At 67.5% G+C, this 14,494-nt stretch carries 17 protein-coding genes, 2 tRNA genes and 1 pseudogene; 5 read left to right on the top strand and 15 right to left on the bottom strand.

Annotation, left to right across the window (positions count from 1 at the left end):
* The 3 genes from ACE5C1_RS01160 to ACE5C1_RS01150 form a co-directional block, all read right to left on the bottom strand.
* Positions 1 to 298 (bottom strand): hypothetical protein (locus tag ACE5C1_RS01160; protein WP_374942229.1); only part of this gene is annotated, 298 nt, incomplete at its 3' end.
* 213 nt (positions 299 to 511) lie between these two features.
* Positions 512 to 586, bottom strand: a tRNA-Gln gene (locus ACE5C1_RS01155).
* A gap of 58 nt (positions 587 to 644) precedes the next feature.
* Positions 645 to 1,742: a branched-chain amino acid aminotransferase gene (locus ACE5C1_RS01150; RefSeq protein ID WP_374942228.1), complete on the bottom strand. Its 1,098-nt coding sequence runs from the start codon at positions 1,740 to 1,742 to the stop codon at positions 645 to 647.
* 89 nt (positions 1,743 to 1,831) lie between these two features.
* Here ACE5C1_RS01150 and ACE5C1_RS01145 point away from each other — a divergent pair, with 89 nt between their 5' ends.
* Complete coding sequence (locus ACE5C1_RS01145) at positions 1,832 to 2,320, top strand: MarR family transcriptional regulator (RefSeq protein WP_374942227.1); 489 nt, start codon at positions 1,832 to 1,834, stop codon at positions 2,318 to 2,320.
* Positions 2,321 to 2,685: 365 nt separating this feature from the next.
* Here ACE5C1_RS01145 and proC read toward each other — a convergent pair whose 3' ends face one another.
* The 5 genes from proC to ACE5C1_RS01120 all read right to left on the bottom strand — a co-directional run bounded on the left by proC (position 2,686) and on the right by ACE5C1_RS01120 (position 5,778).
* Positions 2,686 to 3,483 carry a pyrroline-5-carboxylate reductase gene (proC, locus tag ACE5C1_RS01140; protein WP_374942226.1) on the bottom strand — a complete coding sequence of 266 codons (798 nt, stop codon included), beginning with the start codon at positions 3,481 to 3,483 and terminating at the stop codon, positions 2,686 to 2,688.
* A gap of 2 nt (positions 3,484 to 3,485) precedes the next feature.
* On the bottom strand, positions 3,486 to 3,995 hold the full coding sequence (locus tag ACE5C1_RS01135) for a YbjN domain-containing protein (protein WP_374942225.1): 510 nt from the start codon (positions 3,993 to 3,995) through the stop codon (positions 3,486 to 3,488).
* A gap of 55 nt (positions 3,996 to 4,050) precedes the next feature.
* A complete protein-coding gene (locus tag ACE5C1_RS01130; protein ID WP_374942224.1) occupies positions 4,051 to 4,338 on the bottom strand; it encodes an accessory factor UbiK family protein in 288 nt (95 codons plus the stop codon).
* A gap of 35 nt (positions 4,339 to 4,373) precedes the next feature.
* Positions 4,374 to 4,892, bottom strand: coding sequence for a TspO/MBR family protein (locus ACE5C1_RS01125; RefSeq protein WP_374942231.1), 519 nt, complete (start codon positions 4,890 to 4,892; stop codon positions 4,374 to 4,376).
* A 151-nt stretch (positions 4,893 to 5,043) separates the two neighbouring features.
* Positions 5,044 to 5,778 carry a TlyA family RNA methyltransferase gene (locus ACE5C1_RS01120; RefSeq protein WP_374942223.1) on the bottom strand — a complete coding sequence of 245 codons (735 nt, stop codon included), beginning with the start codon at positions 5,776 to 5,778 and terminating at the stop codon, positions 5,044 to 5,046.
* 121 nt (positions 5,779 to 5,899) lie between these two features.
* On the opposite strand from ACE5C1_RS01120, the pseudogene ACE5C1_RS01115 reads away from it, so the two are divergent.
* Positions 5,900 to 6,561: pseudogene (locus ACE5C1_RS01115) on the top strand (RBBP9/YdeN family alpha/beta hydrolase).
* 11 nt (positions 6,562 to 6,572) lie between these two features.
* On the opposite strand, the gene ACE5C1_RS01110 reads toward ACE5C1_RS01115, so the two are convergent.
* From ACE5C1_RS01110 to dxs, 3 genes are read right to left on the bottom strand one after another with little or no spacing between them, the layout of a single operon-like run.
* Positions 6,573 to 6,977: a PIN domain-containing protein gene (locus tag ACE5C1_RS01110; RefSeq protein ID WP_374942222.1), complete on the bottom strand. Its 405-nt coding sequence runs from the start codon at positions 6,975 to 6,977 to the stop codon at positions 6,573 to 6,575.
* The gene (locus ACE5C1_RS01105) at positions 6,967 to 7,200 is read right to left on the bottom strand and encodes an AbrB/MazE/SpoVT family DNA-binding domain-containing protein (protein WP_374942221.1); all 234 of its coding nucleotides are present in this window, start codon (positions 7,198 to 7,200) and stop codon (positions 6,967 to 6,969) included. The genes ACE5C1_RS01110 and ACE5C1_RS01105 overlap by 11 nt, the downstream gene beginning before the upstream one ends.
* 52 nt (positions 7,201 to 7,252) lie before the next feature.
* Positions 7,253 to 9,175: a 1-deoxy-D-xylulose-5-phosphate synthase gene (dxs, locus tag ACE5C1_RS01100; protein ID WP_374942220.1), complete on the bottom strand. Its 1,923-nt coding sequence runs from the start codon at positions 9,173 to 9,175 to the stop codon at positions 7,253 to 7,255.
* A 50-nt stretch (positions 9,176 to 9,225) separates the two neighbouring features.
* Here dxs and ACE5C1_RS01095 point away from each other — a divergent pair, with 50 nt between their 5' ends.
* Positions 9,226 to 9,672: a potassium channel family protein gene (locus tag ACE5C1_RS01095; protein ID WP_374942219.1), complete on the top strand. Its 447-nt coding sequence runs from the start codon at positions 9,226 to 9,228 to the stop codon at positions 9,670 to 9,672.
* Here the strand turns inward: ACE5C1_RS01095 and ACE5C1_RS01090 are convergent.
* Positions 9,673 to 9,749: transfer RNA gene (locus ACE5C1_RS01090), tRNA-Pro, on the bottom strand.
* Positions 9,750 to 9,898: 149 nt separating this feature from the next.
* Between ACE5C1_RS01090 and pnuC the strand changes: the two genes are divergently transcribed.
* Positions 9,899 to 10,498 carry a nicotinamide riboside transporter PnuC gene (gene pnuC / locus ACE5C1_RS01085; protein ID WP_374942218.1) on the top strand — a complete coding sequence of 200 codons (600 nt, stop codon included), beginning with the start codon at positions 9,899 to 9,901 and terminating at the stop codon, positions 10,496 to 10,498.
* The gene (locus tag ACE5C1_RS01080) at positions 10,498 to 11,025 is read left to right on the top strand and encodes an AAA family ATPase (protein ID WP_374942217.1); all 528 of its coding nucleotides are present in this window, start codon (positions 10,498 to 10,500) and stop codon (positions 11,023 to 11,025) included. Before pnuC ends, ACE5C1_RS01080 begins: the two co-directional genes overlap by 1 nt.
* Positions 11,026 to 11,402: 377 nt before the next feature.
* On the opposite strand, the gene hemA is transcribed toward ACE5C1_RS01080, so the two are convergent.
* The 3 genes from hemA to acsF are packed head-to-tail and all read right to left on the bottom strand — an operon-like array spanning position 11,403 to position 14,494.
* Positions 11,403 to 12,623 carry a 5-aminolevulinate synthase gene (gene hemA / locus ACE5C1_RS01075; protein ID WP_374942216.1) on the bottom strand — a complete coding sequence of 407 codons (1,221 nt, stop codon included), beginning with the start codon at positions 12,621 to 12,623 and terminating at the stop codon, positions 11,403 to 11,405.
* A 15-nt stretch (positions 12,624 to 12,638) separates the two neighbouring features.
* A complete protein-coding gene (gene puhE / locus ACE5C1_RS01070; RefSeq protein ID WP_374942215.1) occupies positions 12,639 to 13,421 on the bottom strand; it encodes a putative photosynthetic complex assembly protein PuhE in 783 nt (260 codons plus the stop codon).
* Positions 13,418 to 14,494, bottom strand: coding sequence for a magnesium-protoporphyrin IX monomethyl ester (oxidative) cyclase (gene acsF, locus ACE5C1_RS01065; protein ID WP_374942230.1), 1,077 nt, complete (start codon positions 14,492 to 14,494; stop codon positions 13,418 to 13,420). The genes puhE and acsF overlap by 4 nt, the downstream gene beginning before the upstream one ends.

Genomic DNA, 14,494 nt, shown 5'->3' with positions numbered 1-14,494 from the left:
TGCCATCGACGACGCCAGTCTTCGCAAACGCCGTCCAAATTGCCTCGTAAACCCCGACATCGGCGTCGACGTCGGTCATTTTCGCCCAAGCACGCTTGTGCTGCCATGCAGCTGTCAGGTGATCGAGGGCGTCGCGGTACGTGCGCATCTCGGCGCGCAGGACCCCTTGCCGCTGCTCGACCGTCAGACCGTCCAGTGCCACTCGCTGGTAAAGGCTCATCCGCACCATCTCGCTCTGCGCCGTCATCGCCGCCGCCCGGTGGCGCGCGACGCCCAGGTCCTTTGTGCCCAGGCTCATCGCGAGAGTTATAGGTCTGGAGTTACCATCCAGCCAATGCAGGGTCCGGCGCCACCAATAGGCGCCGCCGCGGCGAAACACGTTCTGGACGTCAGGCATGGGCACTCACCACAGGCACTTGCTACAGCGACCTGTGACAGTGCCGGCCCAGCTAAGCCTCTCCGGGCGGGGACCTGCGCATTTCTGCGGTTCCTGCCCTGAGATCGAGCACGATGGCTGGGGCGGCAGGATTCGAACCTGCGGATGGCGGCACCAAAAGCCGCTGCCTTACCACTTGGCGACGCCCCATCACCGGGTCCGCGCTTATAGCGGGCGAGCGGGCGGTGGGAAGCCCCGACGCGCGGGTTCAGTCCAGGCGGTGCAGCCAGCCGTGGGGATCGGGAGCGCGGGCGCGCTGGAGGGCGGTGAGCTGGTCGAGGATGCGCTGGGTCGTCTGGCCGGTCGCGCCGGTGCCGATGGTGAAGGCGTAATCGGGGCCCGAGACCTGACCGATCGGGGTGACGACCGCGGCGGTGCCGCAGGCGAAACTCTCGACCAGCCGGCCGCTCGCCGCGTCGGCGCGCCAGTCCTCCACCGCATAGGGTTCCTCCTCGACCCGCAACCCTTGCGCGCGCGCCAGCGTCAGGATCGAATCGCGGGTGATGCCGGGCAGGATCGTGCCGGTCAGCGCCGGCGTGCGCAGCGTCCCGTCGTCGAACACGAAGAAGATGTTCATGCCGCCCAGTTCCTCGATCCAGCGGCGCTCGGCGGCGTCGAGGAACACGACCTGGTCACAGCCGCGGCGGATCGCATCGGCCTGCGCCACCAGGCTGGTTGCGTAATTGCCGCCGCATTTGGCAGCGCCGGTGCCGCCGGGTGCCGCCCGCGTATAATCGTGGCTGACCCACAGCGAGATCGCGCGTGCGCCACCTTTCCAATAGGCGCCGACCGACGAGGCGAGCACCATGTACAGATATTCGGCGGCCGGCTTGACCCCCAGAAAGATCTCGCTTGCGATCATGAACGGGCGCAGATACAGCGAGCCGCCGTCCTGCGTCGGGATCCAGTCGGCGTCGGCTTTCACCAGCGCTTCGAGCGACTGGACGAACAGGCTCTCGGGCAGCTCGGGCATCGCCAGGCGCCGTGCCGACGAGCGGAAGCGCGCGGCATTCGCCTCCGGGCGAAACAGCGCGATGCCCCCGTCGTCGAGCCGGTAGGCCTTCAGCCCTTCGAAGATTTCCTGCGCGTAGTGAAGCACCGACGATGCCGGGTCCATCGTCAGCGGCGCACGCGCGTGCACCCTGGGATCGTGCCAGCCTTGCGTGTCCGACCAATGGATCGTCGCCATGTGATCGGTGAAGACCCGCCCGAAGCCGGGATCGATCAACCGTTCGGCGCGCAATGCCGCAGCGACCGGCGCCGGATTGGCCTCGAAGCGGAACGCGGCGGCGGCGTCGGTCGGCATCGTCTAAGTCTCGCAAGGCGTGGCTTGCGGGCGGATTCTCGCAAGCGATGGGTTGCGGTCGGGTAGGACCGATGGCTAAACGGGTCAACATGGCTGCCACAGCATCGTCCGCGTCGCCGCTCTTTCTGCGCGAGCCCGAATTGCGTCGCGGTCTGGAACTGCTTTATTTCGGTAACAGCCACATCACGCGCGCGATCGACCGCGGGCTGGCGGAGCAAGGGCTGGGCCGCGCGCATCACCGCGCGCTGTATTTCGTCGCGCGCAAGCCCGACCTGACGGTCAGTGAATTGCTGGCGGTGCTGGCGATCACCAAACAATCGCTGGGGCGCGTTCTCAACGAATTGATCGAGCGCGACCTGGTCGAGGTCCGCCCCGGCGACCGCGACCGGCGCCAGCGGCTGCTGCGGCTGACCCCGGCGGGCACGGCGCTGGAGAATTCGCTGTTCGTTGCGCTGAGCGAGAAACTGTCGGCAGCGTATGCGCGCGCGGGACAGGCGGCGGTGAGCGGGTTCTGGGCGGTGCTCGAAGGGCTGATCCCGGAAGACGAGCGTAAGCGGCTGCAAACGCTCGGCGGCTGAGCGCGCGCGGGCGAAGATGTTGACACCGGTTGACGCGTGGGCGCGAGCGTCAACGTGTGCGCCGGGGACGAGGCGTTGACACTGGTTGACGCGTGGATGCGGGCGTCAACGTGTGAGTCCGCGGGCAGGACGTTGACACTGGTTGACGCGTGGACGCGGGTGTCAACGTGTGGGTCCGCGGGCAGGACGTTGACGCTGGTTGACGCGTGAGAACGCACGCTCGTGCCTCTGGTACGATGGGGTCTTGTTCCTGCTGGATGGCGGCGAATGGCATCGGCCGCATCATGCACACCAGGCTCGTGTAGGACAGCGAAATTCCGGTCGGCAGCAGCGATCGGCCGCCCGCACCCACACGCGACCTTCCCCTAGCGCGCAGCGGCGGCCAGTTCGGCGTTGCGGCGGGCGGAGGCGGCGAGCGTATCGGTCAACAGGCGGACCAGCGCGGCGTCGCGGTCGAGGACGTTCAGGCCTTCGCGGGTCGAGCCGCCCGGGCTCGCGACGCGATCGGCGAGCGTGGCGGGTGGCGCGTCGGCGGCCGCGGCCATACGCGCGGAGCCTTCGAGCGTGGCGAGCGCCAGCCGGGCGGCCTGATCCGCGGGCAGCCCGAGCACGGAGCCTGCGGCGGCGAGCGCGTCGGCGAAGCGGAAGACGAACGCAGGGCCGCAACCCGCCAGCGCGGTGACCGCGTCGAACTGCGTCTCGTCCGCGATCCATTCATGCACCCCGAGCGGGGCCGCGAGCGCCTCCACCGCGGCACGGGCCGCATCGCCGGCGGCGGGCGCGTGGAGTGCGGTGACGCCGCAACCGATCGCGACGGGCAGATTAGGCATCGCGCGGACGATCGTTCCGGCGTGAAAGCGCGCCACCAGCGCCGCAATCTCGACCCCGGCGAGGATCGAGATCAGCAGCGGCGGGTGCAGGTGCGCGAGCATCGGCGCCACGGTGTCGAGTTGCTGGGGCTTGACCGCGAGCACCACGGTCACAGGCTCCGCGTCGAGCGGCACCGCCTGGACCGAGCGGACCCCTTCGGGCACGCCGCCGCCGGTCCGCGTGACGACGGTGACGTCGGTCGCATCGAGCCCGGCCGCCAACCAACGGCGGAGCATCGCACCGCCCATGCTGCCGCAGCCGATCAGCCATAGCGGGCCGGCAGGAAACCCCAAGATCAGGCCTCGCCCTGCGTTTCGATCAGCGCGGCGGCGATCGCTTCCTTCGGCGTCTTGCCGCCCCATAGGACGAACTGGAACACGGGATAGAAGCGCTCGCATTCCTCGATCGCGGATTCGACGAGCAGCTCGGCGGCGGCGAGCGACATGGTGCCCTCCTCTCCCCCATCGACAATGGCGGCGTGCCGATAGAGCAGGATGCCGCTGGACGACCACAATTCGAAATGGCCGAGCCAGAGCTGTTCGTTGACCAGACCGATCGTCTCGTAGACCGTCGCGCGGCGATCGTCGGTCACCTTGATGTCGGGAAAGGCGAGGAACTGCAGGACGCTGTCGTCCTCGCGCCACAAAGCGCGCAACTCGTAGGTCGTCCAGCTGCCCTTGACGGTGGCAACGACCTCGTCGTCCTGCCGTTCGTGATCCCAGCCGTGGGCGTCGTAATACGCCTCGAGCATATCGATCGGGGCGCATGGTTCGCTGTCGTGATCGGATTGGTCGAGCATCGTCATGACGCGCCTTGCCCGCGAACCGCGCCGCAGAGCAAGTGCGCAGCTATCGTGCGGGTCAGGCCGCGGCTCCCATCGCGGCATCGGCGGCAGTACCGGTCGTCGCGGTTCTCGCTTCGAGCGCGTCGAGCCGGGCACGCAGCGTATCGGCTTCGTCGCGGGCCGCCGCCGCCATCGCCTTTACCGCCTCGAACTCGTCGCGGCCGACGAAATCGAGTCCGCCGATCCATTCGCGCGCGCGCGACCGGGCGCTGCCCTCGGCCTCGCGACCCATGCCCGCGATCGTGCCGGCGGCACCGTTGAGCATCTTGGCGAGATCGTCGAACAGGCGGTTTTCGGTCTGCATCCATCGTCCTTCGGGGCGCGGAATCGCGCAGGGTCTCACAGCATCTGGGACGTGCGCGGCACCGGATCAAGGGTCCGGGCGTCGGGGTTGAGCTGTCCGATCCGCCACGTCAGGACGCCGGCGAAGCTGATCCAGACGAGATAGGGCACCATCAGCCACGCAGCGGCGCTGCGAATCCGCCCGAAGGCCATGGCCGTCGCGATGCCGAGCACGAGCATGGCGACGATGATCCACAGGGCGGTGCCGACCTGATGCAGGCCAAAGAACACCGGTGTCCAGGCCAGCTGGATCGCGAACTGCACCGCGAACAGCGCAAGCGCGGCGCCCCGCCCGCGCGAACCCCGCGCATGCAGGATCAGCGCGATCGCGAGCCCGAGCAGGATGTACAGCGCGGTCCAGGCGACGGGAAAGACCCAGTCCGGCGGGTTCGCACCGGGCTTGGCGAGCGCCACGTACCAAGGATTGTCGCTCCCGGTCGGCACGGTGCGGCCGAAGGCGAAGCCCAGCAGCAGGAGCAAGGGCACGGTGATCACCGCCCATCGCACGAACGACATGCGCAACTGGCCCCTGGATGCGATACCGCCCACGCTGCTCCCCTTTGTCGACCCGAGACGGCCCTGCGCCATCGCGCGCGATTGGTAAACCGCGAGGGATCGCGCATCGTTCCGCGGGTGATCCATTCGTGGACGGATCGCGTGCGGCGGATCAGACGCGATGCGCGGCGATCAGGAACTCGATGTTGCCTTCGGGGCCGGTGATCGGGCTTTCGACGATACCTTCGACTCGCCAGCCCTGCCCGCCCAGCCATTCGGCGACATCGGTGCAGACGCGGGCGTGGACCGCGGGATCGCGGACCACCCCGCCCTTGCCGACCTCGCCGCGCCCGGCCTCGAACTGCGGCTTGATCAGCGCGAGCAGCCGGGCGTGGACCTTCGCAAAGGTCATCGGTCGTTCGAGCACCTTGGCAAGGCCGATGAAGCTGGCGTCGCAGACGATGAGGTCGATGGGTTCGGGGATGTGCGCGGCCGTCAGGATGCGCGCGCTGGTCTGTTCGTGGACGACGACGCGCGGGTCCTGGCGCAGCGTCCAGGCGAGCTGGTTGGTGCCGCTGTCGACCGCATAGATGCGGGCTGCACCATGCGTCAGCAGCACGTCGGTGAAGCCGCCGGTCGACGAACCGACGTCGATCGCCACCGCGCCGGTCACGTCCCACGCGAAATGAGCCAGCGCATGCGCCAGCTTGATGCCGCCGCGCGAGACCCAGGGGTGATCGCGGCCACGGACGTCGAGGATTACGTCCTCGGCAAGCGTCTGGCCGGGCTTGTCGACCTTGCGCGTGCCCGCGAAGACGAGCCCCGCCATGATGAGCGCCTGCGCGCGGGTGCGCGATTCGGCCAGGCCGCGATCGACGAGCATCTGGTCCGCGCGTTGCCTGGCCATCACCGTCCTATCGCGGCGCTTTCGACCGGTCGCAACCCGCCTTCTTTTCGTCGCGCCGCCATTGCCTATCGGCGGAGTGGGAATAACTTAGTCGGCGGGGGCCGCTGGAAGGAGCGTTGCCATGGGTTCGTTCACGCCGTTCGAGGCCGTTCATCCGACTATTTTGACCGTGCCCGGGCTCGGCGGGTCGGGGCCGGCGCATTGGCAGAGCCTGTGGGAGCACTCGCGCGCCGACACCGTCCCTGTCGAGCTGGGATGTGGGACACGCCGCACCGCAACGCGTGGGTGACCCGCCTCGACGAGGCGATCCGGCGAGCGCAGGCGCCGGTGATCCCCGCCGCGCACAGCCTGGGCTGCCAGGCGGTGGCGTGGTGGGCGCAGCTGAGCCCGCAGCCTTACGGCTGGCCGGTGTCGGGCGCGCTGCTCGTCGCGCCCGCGGACGCGGACCGCAGCGGTGTCCAGCGCGAGCTGGCGGGGTTCGCGCCGGTGCCGCGCGTGCCGCTGCCGTTTCCGTCGATCGTGATGGCGTCGAGCGACGATCCGTGGGTGTCGGCCGAGCGCGCGCATTCGATGGCGGCGGACTGGGGCAGCCTGTTCGTCGAAGCCGGCCCGCACGGGCACCTCAATGCGGCGAGCGGGGTCGGCGCTTGGCGTGAGGGGCAGGACCTGCTGGAGCGCGTGATCGCGGCGAGCGGCGACCGGACCGGGCGCACCCGCTCGCCGGGGGATGCGCGGGCGATCCTGGCGGTAAGGGCCGGAGATGGCGGGCAAGTGAGTATGTGAGCAGACAAAGTTCAGGCAGGCGCGAACGGATTCACGATCGTTAGCTGGTCGTCGATGACGAGGCCCGCATGCATGTCCTCGGAATAGAGCGTGTGGCAATCCAGCGACAAAGCGGCTGCCGCAAGAAGCGAATCCCACCATTGCATCTGATACCGTGCGGCTAACCGCAGCGCGTCCTGATGCATAGTCCGGGTCACGGGATGGACGTCGAGAAGCGGTGTCAATCGACCGAGCAGTTCGGTGACTTCCGACCACGTCCGTCTGAATTTCTTACGCGTGACGTTGGTGATTTCGTTGAGCACCTGAACGCTTACCATAGGTTTGCGCTGGATCAGCTGTTCGGCGCGTGCGGCTTTCCCCGGATCGGCCGAGGTAAGATACAGCAGGACGTTGCTGTCGATAAATTCACCGGGCATTCGCCTCGTCCCGGTCGAATGTATAATCGGCAGGCATCCAGCCGCGAAATTCGCGTAGTCGTGCGAGCGCATCCGCGCGACGCTGTTGCTCGGTGATTACCGCCACACGTTCGCCATCAAGGGCGCACAGCTCGATATCGTCGCCCTCCGCAAGTCCTAGCTGCCGCACCACGTCAGCGGGAATGCGCACCGCCAAGCTGTTGCCCCATCGTGCTACTTGCATGATTGCCTCCGGATATACACGAGGGAACACGTATATCCGGCACGAAGCACGTTCAAGCCCGCGCTTCCGCCACACCGCTCGAATTGTGCCGGAGCGTCGCCAGCACCATCGCCACGATCGCGTCCGCGTCGAGCCCGGCCTGTGCATATTGCACGTCGGGCTTGTCCTGGTCTTGGAACGCGTCGGGCAGGCGCATCGTGCGCAGCTTCAGCCCGGCGTCGATCAGCCCCTCGTCGCTCGCCAGCGTCAGCACGTGCGCGCCCATGCCGCCGACCGATCCCTCCTCGATCGTCACCGCGACCTCGTGGGTGGTCAGCAGGCGGCGGATCAGCGCGATGTCGAGCGGCTTGGCGAAGCGCAGGTCGGCGACGGTGGTCGACAGGCCCTTCGCCTCCAGCACCTCGGCGGCCTTCAGCGCTTCGCCGAGCCGGGTGCCGAGCGACAGGATCGCGACCTTCTTGCCTTCGCGTACCACCCGGCCCTTGCCGATCTCGAGCCGCTCCGGGCTGTCGGGCAGTGCGACGCCGGTGCCGTTGCCGCGCGGATAGCGAACCGCAATCGGGCCGCTGTCGTGAAGGACCGCGGTGTGGGTCATGTGGACCAGCTCGGCTTCATCGGCGGCGGCCATGACGACGAAATTGGGCAAGGTCGCCAGATAGGTGACGTCGAACGATCCGGCGTGCGTGGCGCCGTCCGCGCCGACCAGCCCGGCGCGGTCGATCGCGAAGCGGACGGGCAGGTTCTGGATCGCGACATCGTGGACGACCTGGTCGTAGGCGCGCTGGAGGAAGGTGGAATAGATCGCGCAGAACGGCCGCATGCCCTGCGCCGCCAGCCCGGCCGCGAAGGTCACCGCATGCTGTTCGGCGATGCCGACGTCGAAGAAGCGGTCGGGGTAGGCGGCGGCGAACTTGTCGAGCCCGGTGCCCGAGGGCATCGCCGCGGTGATCGCGCAGATGCGGGGATCAGTCTCGGCCTCCTTCACCAGCGCGGCGCCGAAGACGTTCTGATACTGCGGCGGTCCTGGCGGCGCCTTGGCCTGCGCGCCGGTGATGACGTCGAACTTCTGGACGCCGTGGTATTTGTCCGCTGACTCCTCGGCGGGGGCATAGCCCTTGCCCTTCTTGGTCACGACATGGACCAGGATCGGCCCTTGCTCGGCGTCGCGGACGTTCTCGAGTACGGGGATCAGATGCTCGAGGTTATGTCCGTCGACTGGGCCGACGTAGTAGAAGCCGAGCTCCTCGAACAAGGTGCCGCCCATCGTCATCCCGCGCGCGAACTCGTCGGTCTTGCGCGCGGCGGTGTGCAAGGGACGCGGCAGCTTGCGCGCGAACCGCTTCATCAGCTCGCGCAGCCCCAGGAACTCGCGGCTCGACACCATGCGGCTGAGATACGCGCTGAGGCCCCCCACCGGCGGCGCGATCGACATGTCGTTGTCGTTGAGGATCACGACCAGCCGGTTGCCCGCGGCGCCGGCATTGTTCATCGCTTCGTAGGCCATCCCCGCCGACATGGCGCCGTCGCCGATCACCGCGATGCCCTTGCCCGGCGTGCCCTTGAGCGCGTTGGCAGTGGCAAAGCCGAGCGCCGCCGAGATCGAGGTCGACGAATGCGCCGCGCCGAACGGGTCGTATTCGCTCTCCGACCGTTTGGTGAACCCGCTGAGCCCGCCGCCGGTGCGCAGCGTACGGATGCGGTCGCGCCGCCCGGTCAGGATCTTGTGCGGATAGCATTGGTGGCCGACGTCCCAGACCAGCTTGTCGGCGGGCGTATCGAAGACATAATGGATCGCCACGGTCAGCTCGACGACGCCCAGCCCCGAGCCGAGGTGGCCGCCGGTGGTGCCGACCGCCGAGATCGTCTCCGCGCGCAGCTCGTCGGCGAGCTGGCGGAGTTGATCCGGGGCGAGTCGGCGCAGGTCGGCCGGTGTCGCGACGGTGTCGAGCAGGGGCGTTGCGGGAAGATCGGTCATCCGGCGATATCTAGCCGAGCCGGACGGGGGTGTCGATTGCATGCCGGCGCTTGCTGCAGCGACGCGCGGGGCTGGTTGCGCCGCGGCGCGGCGCGGGGCAGATTGTCCGGGTGACCCGGCGGCTTGCGCTCCTAATGCTGTTCTACGCCGCCGCGCTGCTCGTGGCGGCAGCGGTGTTCGACGTGGCGGAAGGCAAGGATTTCGCCAGCTCCTTATGGTGGTCCGTCGTGACCGCAACCACCGTCGGCTACGGCGATCTGTCGCCGACGACAAGCGTCGGCCGGATTGTGGCGGTGATCCTGATGCATCTGACGACGCTGCTCGTCATGCCGTTGCTCACCGCGGAGATCGCGGCCAAGCTGATCGTCGACAACGACGCATTCACCCACGACGAGCAGGAGGAGATCAAACGCGGTCTCCAGCGGCTCGGGGCGCAGGTGGAGCGGTTGCAGGCCGCCGTCGAAGCCCGGACCAACGACGGTGCCAAGCATGAATGATGGTCGGGAAGAGAGGATTCGAACCTCCGGCCCCTGCCTCCCGAAGGCAGTGCTCTACCAGGCTGAGCTACTCCCCGACGGAGTCCGGCGCCCCTTGCGAGAGGTCCGCCGTGCTTGGAAGGCGCGGCTATAGCCAGCACGCCCGCGCCGCGCAAGACGCCTCCTATTCTGTCCGTTTCGGACAGGTTGTAAGGACCGGACGCTCGCGCTGGCGCATACGAATGCTATGGACCAAGCCGTGGACACGCTCGAAGCGATCACGTTCGTTCTGGGGATCGTCACCATCGTGCTGGTGGTGCGGCGAAGCGTCTGGAATTTTCCGTTCGGGATCGCGCTGGTGTCACTCAGCGCAATCGTGTTCGGCGAGGCGCGGCTCTACAGCGACATGCTGCTCCAGGGCTTCTTCCTGCTCGCCAACGCCTATGGCTGGCGACAGTGGCGGCGCCACCCCGCGGCGGGCGGCGCGGTCGTGGTCACGATGATGCCCGCGCGCGACCGCGCGATGTGGGTACTCGGCTGGGCGGTCGCGACGGTCGTCTGGGGAACGGTGATGGCACGGACAACCGATGCGGCTTACCCCTGGTGGGATGCGGGCATCGCGATGGGCAGCGTCGCAGCGCAGGTGATGATGGCGCGGCGCTGGATCGAGAATTGGCACGTCTGGATCGCGGTCGACATCGCGTCGGTCGCGCTCTACGCTGCAAAGGATTTGTGGCTGATGGCGGTACTGTACGTGATCTTCCTGCTGTTGTCGGTGTGGGGATTGGTGGACTGGCGCGCGGCCTGGCGGCGCGACCGTGGCGTGCGCGCGGCCGCGTTCGCGTGATGTTGCGTACCGTCTGCCTCCACGGTCCCGAGAGCACGGGCAAGTCGACCATGGCACCGCGCCTGGCGCAGCATTTCGATACCAAGTGCGTGGCGGAGTTCGGGCGGACCTATTGCGAGGCATTCGGCACCGCGCTGACGATGGCCGACCTGGTGATGATCGCGCACGCGCACGATTCCAAGGTTCGCGCGGCAGTGGCATCGGGCGATCATCCGGTCATCCTCGACACCGATCCGCTGATGACCGCGGTGTGGGCCGAGATGCTGTTCGGGCGGCGCGATCCGTGGTTCGACCGGTGGGACAATTACGCCGATCTCTATCTGCTGCTGGATATCGACCTGCCCTGGATCGAGGACGGTACGCGGATGTTCGGCACCGACGATACGCGCCGCCGCTTCTTCGATCTGTCGAAGCGCGAGCTGGAACGACGCGGCGTTCCGTGGATGCTCGTCGGCGGCGAGGGCTCCCGCCGGTTCATCAACACCTTGCATGCGATCGAGGGCGCAGGGCACCGCCAACCGGCATAGTGTCTGCTCGGATCAGGTGAAAACGGATCGGTTATCCTCCCCTCCCCCTGCTGGGGAGTGTCGGGTTGAATGCCTCCCGAGCATTTAAGATCGTGCCGGGGGCACGATCGACCCGACACTGTGGCGCGCATAGTGTGACCTAGGAGGAGGACTACGGAGTTGAGTTCGGGAGTCCTCACCCTCCGACGCCACAGTGCCGGGTCGGTCAGGCCACTGGCCTGACCTGAACAGCGCAGGGTACTGTTCACCCGGCACTCCCTAGCGGAGAAGGATCGCTACACTTGATCAGGACAGCTTCTAGAAGGCGGCCAAGCGACCACCCACCCAAGAAAACGGCGGGGGCCCACCTAGGCACCGCGTCGCCGGTCCGCAAAACCTCAAGCCGCGATCGCCCGCCGCGCCAGCGCGCATTGCGACCAGATTTCCGACAGCGCACTCACCAGCCGGTCGATGTCGGCGTTCGAATGGACCGGCGAGGGCGTCAGCCGCAGCCGTTCGGTGCCGACGGGCACGGTCGGATAATTGATCGGCTGGACGTAGATGCCGTGATGCTCGAGTAGCCAGTCGCTGATGCGTTTGCACTTGTGCGCATCGCCGACCATGATAGGGATGATGTGGCTGGGGTTCTCGATCGTCGGGATGCCCATCGCGTCGAGGCGGCGGCGGACCTGCGCGACCCGGTTCTGGTGCTGCGCGCGTTCCCAGCCGCTCTCCTTCAGATGCCGAATGCTCGCCGCCGCACCCGCGGCCAGCGCGGGCGGCAAGGCGGTGGTGAAGATGAAGCCGCTGGCGAAGCTGCGGACGAAGTCGCACAGCGCCGCCGATGCCGCGATATAGCCGCCCATCACCCCGAACGCCTTGCCCAGCGTCCCTTCGATCACGGTGATGCGGTCCATCAATCCCTCGCGCTCGGCGACGCCGCCACCGCGCGGGCCGTACAGGCCAACGCCATGGACCTCGTCGAGGTAGGACATCGCGCCGTGCTTCTCGCAGACGTCGAGGATCTCGGCGATCGGCGCGATGTCGCCGTCCATCGAATACACGCTCTCGAACGCGACCAGCTTCGGCACCTCCGGGTCAAGCGATGCCAAATGGCGGTCGAGATCGGCGGGGTCGTTGTGTGCGAAGCGGATGCACTTCGCGCGGCTGTGACGGATGCCCTCGATCATCGAGGCATGGTTGAGTGCATCGGACAACACCACGCATCCCGGCATCCGCGCGGCCAGCGTGCCCAGCGCCGCCCAGTTCGAGACATAGCCGCTGGTGAACAGCAGCGCGGCCTCCTTGCCGTGCAGGTCCGCGAGCTCGGCTTCGAGCAGCACGTGCGCGTGCGTTGTGCCGGAGATGTTGCGCGTACCACCCGCGCCCGCGCCGCACGCGTCGAGCGTCTCGTGCATCGCATCCAGCACCTTGGGATGCTGACCCATGCCCAGATAGTCGTTGGAGCACCATACCGTCACCGGCCGCACGCCCTCGTCCGTATAGTGTTGCGCGCTGGGGAAGGCCCCCGCCTTGCGCTCGAGCTCGGCGAAGATGCGATAGCGACCGTCGTCCTTCAGCGTCGCGAGCTCGCCTGCGAAGAATGCCTGATAATCCATGCCCCTCCCCTTCTCTTATTCGATGACCGCGGCTTCGGCGGCCTTGTTCGGTGTTGCGTTGGCCCAGCGCCACATCTTCGCGTCGCGGAGCGGCAACACCAGGAACAGATGCTCGATCGCCCCCAGCACCGCGAGCCCCGCGAGCAGGGTCGCGGTCGCCGATGCGCCGCTCATCGCTGGCGCCGCCTCCGCCGCAGTCCACGCCCAAACCGCGATGCCGCCGCTGAGCAGAATCGAGAACGGAAACAGCGGGTTCAGCGGGCGGGTGCGGAAATAGCTTTTCAGGTAGGCGAGGTGGGCCGGAAACACCTCGTCGCTGAGGTTCGGCACGCCGAGGAACAGGTTGAACTTGGCGGAGAGCCTGAGGACGAACAGCAGCGCGAAGGTGAGCGGTGCGGCCTGGTTCGGCTGGTTCCAGGTCAGCGCGAAGAGCAGCGCGGCGGTCAGCGCGATCGCGATCTCGTGGTGGATAACGGTCGCGGTCGCGGCGCGGAAGCGCGCCCAACCGGTGAGGCCCACGGGGCACGGCGCCTTGCTGGGTCCGGCGACCGCACCCATGAGGAAGCTCATCTCGTGCCAGCCCCAGATCACGATGGCCGCCGCGAACCCGGCGTACGCGCCGCCGACGCTCGCATCACCGGCGCGCACCCACACCAGCACGGTCGCGGCGAGCGCGACCACGCCACCCACCGTCAGGCTGGTCGCGAAGGTGGCGCGCGCGCGGCTGTCGAGCCAGACGACCGCGCCCGTCCCGATGAACCACATCAGCAGCGCGAAGAGGAGCGGCGGAACCGTCACCAGGCCGGGACCATCCGGACCTTGGCAGGGGCTTCGTTGCGCTTGACGGGGGTCAGATAGAGCCGCGCGAACGACACCGCCGCCGCGCCGATCAGCCCGGCGCGCTTGAGGCCACCGACGACGCCGCCTTGCGCCTTCGCGGCATCGATCCGCGCCGCGATCCGGAGCATCCGCTCCAGCCCACGCGCGAACCGTGGTGAGTCGGTGTCGAGGACGACCGGGAACACCTGCCGCGTGATCGCCGAGCAGATCGTATAGACGCGGCGGTCGTATTCGGTCGGGTCGATGCCGAGCGCGGCGTGGAACGCGGGACGATTGTGATCGCGCACATACATCGTCGCATAGACCGCGACGAGGAAGAAGCGGATCCAGAGCCTGTTGACGCCGCTCAGCAGCTTGGGATCGGTGCGCATCAGGATCGCGAAGGCGTCGCCGTGGCGGAACTCGTCGTTGCACCACAATTCGAACCAGTCGAAGATCGGGTGAAAGCGAAGCTGCGGATGCGCCGCGAGGTGGCGGTAGATGGTGATATAGCGCGCGTAGCCGATCTTCTCGCTCAGGTACGTCGCGTAGAAGATGAACTTCGGGCGGAAATACGTGTATTTCTTGGTGCGGGTCAGGAAGCCGAGATCAATGCCAATCCCGGCATCCTTCAGCGTGTCGTTGATGAACCCCGCGTGGCGGCTCTCGTCGCGGCTCATCAGCTTGAACAATTGCTTGATGTCGGGGTTCTTCACGCGCTTGGCGATCTCGGCGTAAAGGATGCAGCCCGAGAATTCGGCGGTCAGCGAGCTGACGAGGAAATCGGTGAATTCCTCGCGCAAGCCATCGGGCAGGCTCTCGATCACCCCGTCGAACGCCTGGGTGCGCTTGAAGTGCAGCCGGTTGGGATCAGCCGCCATCTCGCCGATCAGCGCGTCCCATTCGCCGCGCACACCCGACACGTCGATCCGGTCCATCGCCGCGAAATCTGTCGTGTAGAAACGCGGCGCCAACATCGTATTCTCGCGCGCGATCTTCATCGTGTCGGGAACTGCGCCATCGGGAGCGGGCGCCTCGATCGGGGGCGCCAT

This window comes from Sphingomonas sp. (assembly GCF_964263785.1).
GTDB lineage: Bacteria > Pseudomonadota > Alphaproteobacteria > Sphingomonadales > Sphingomonadaceae > Sphingomonas.
This window is presented reverse-complemented; position numbering and strand designations above follow the sequence as displayed.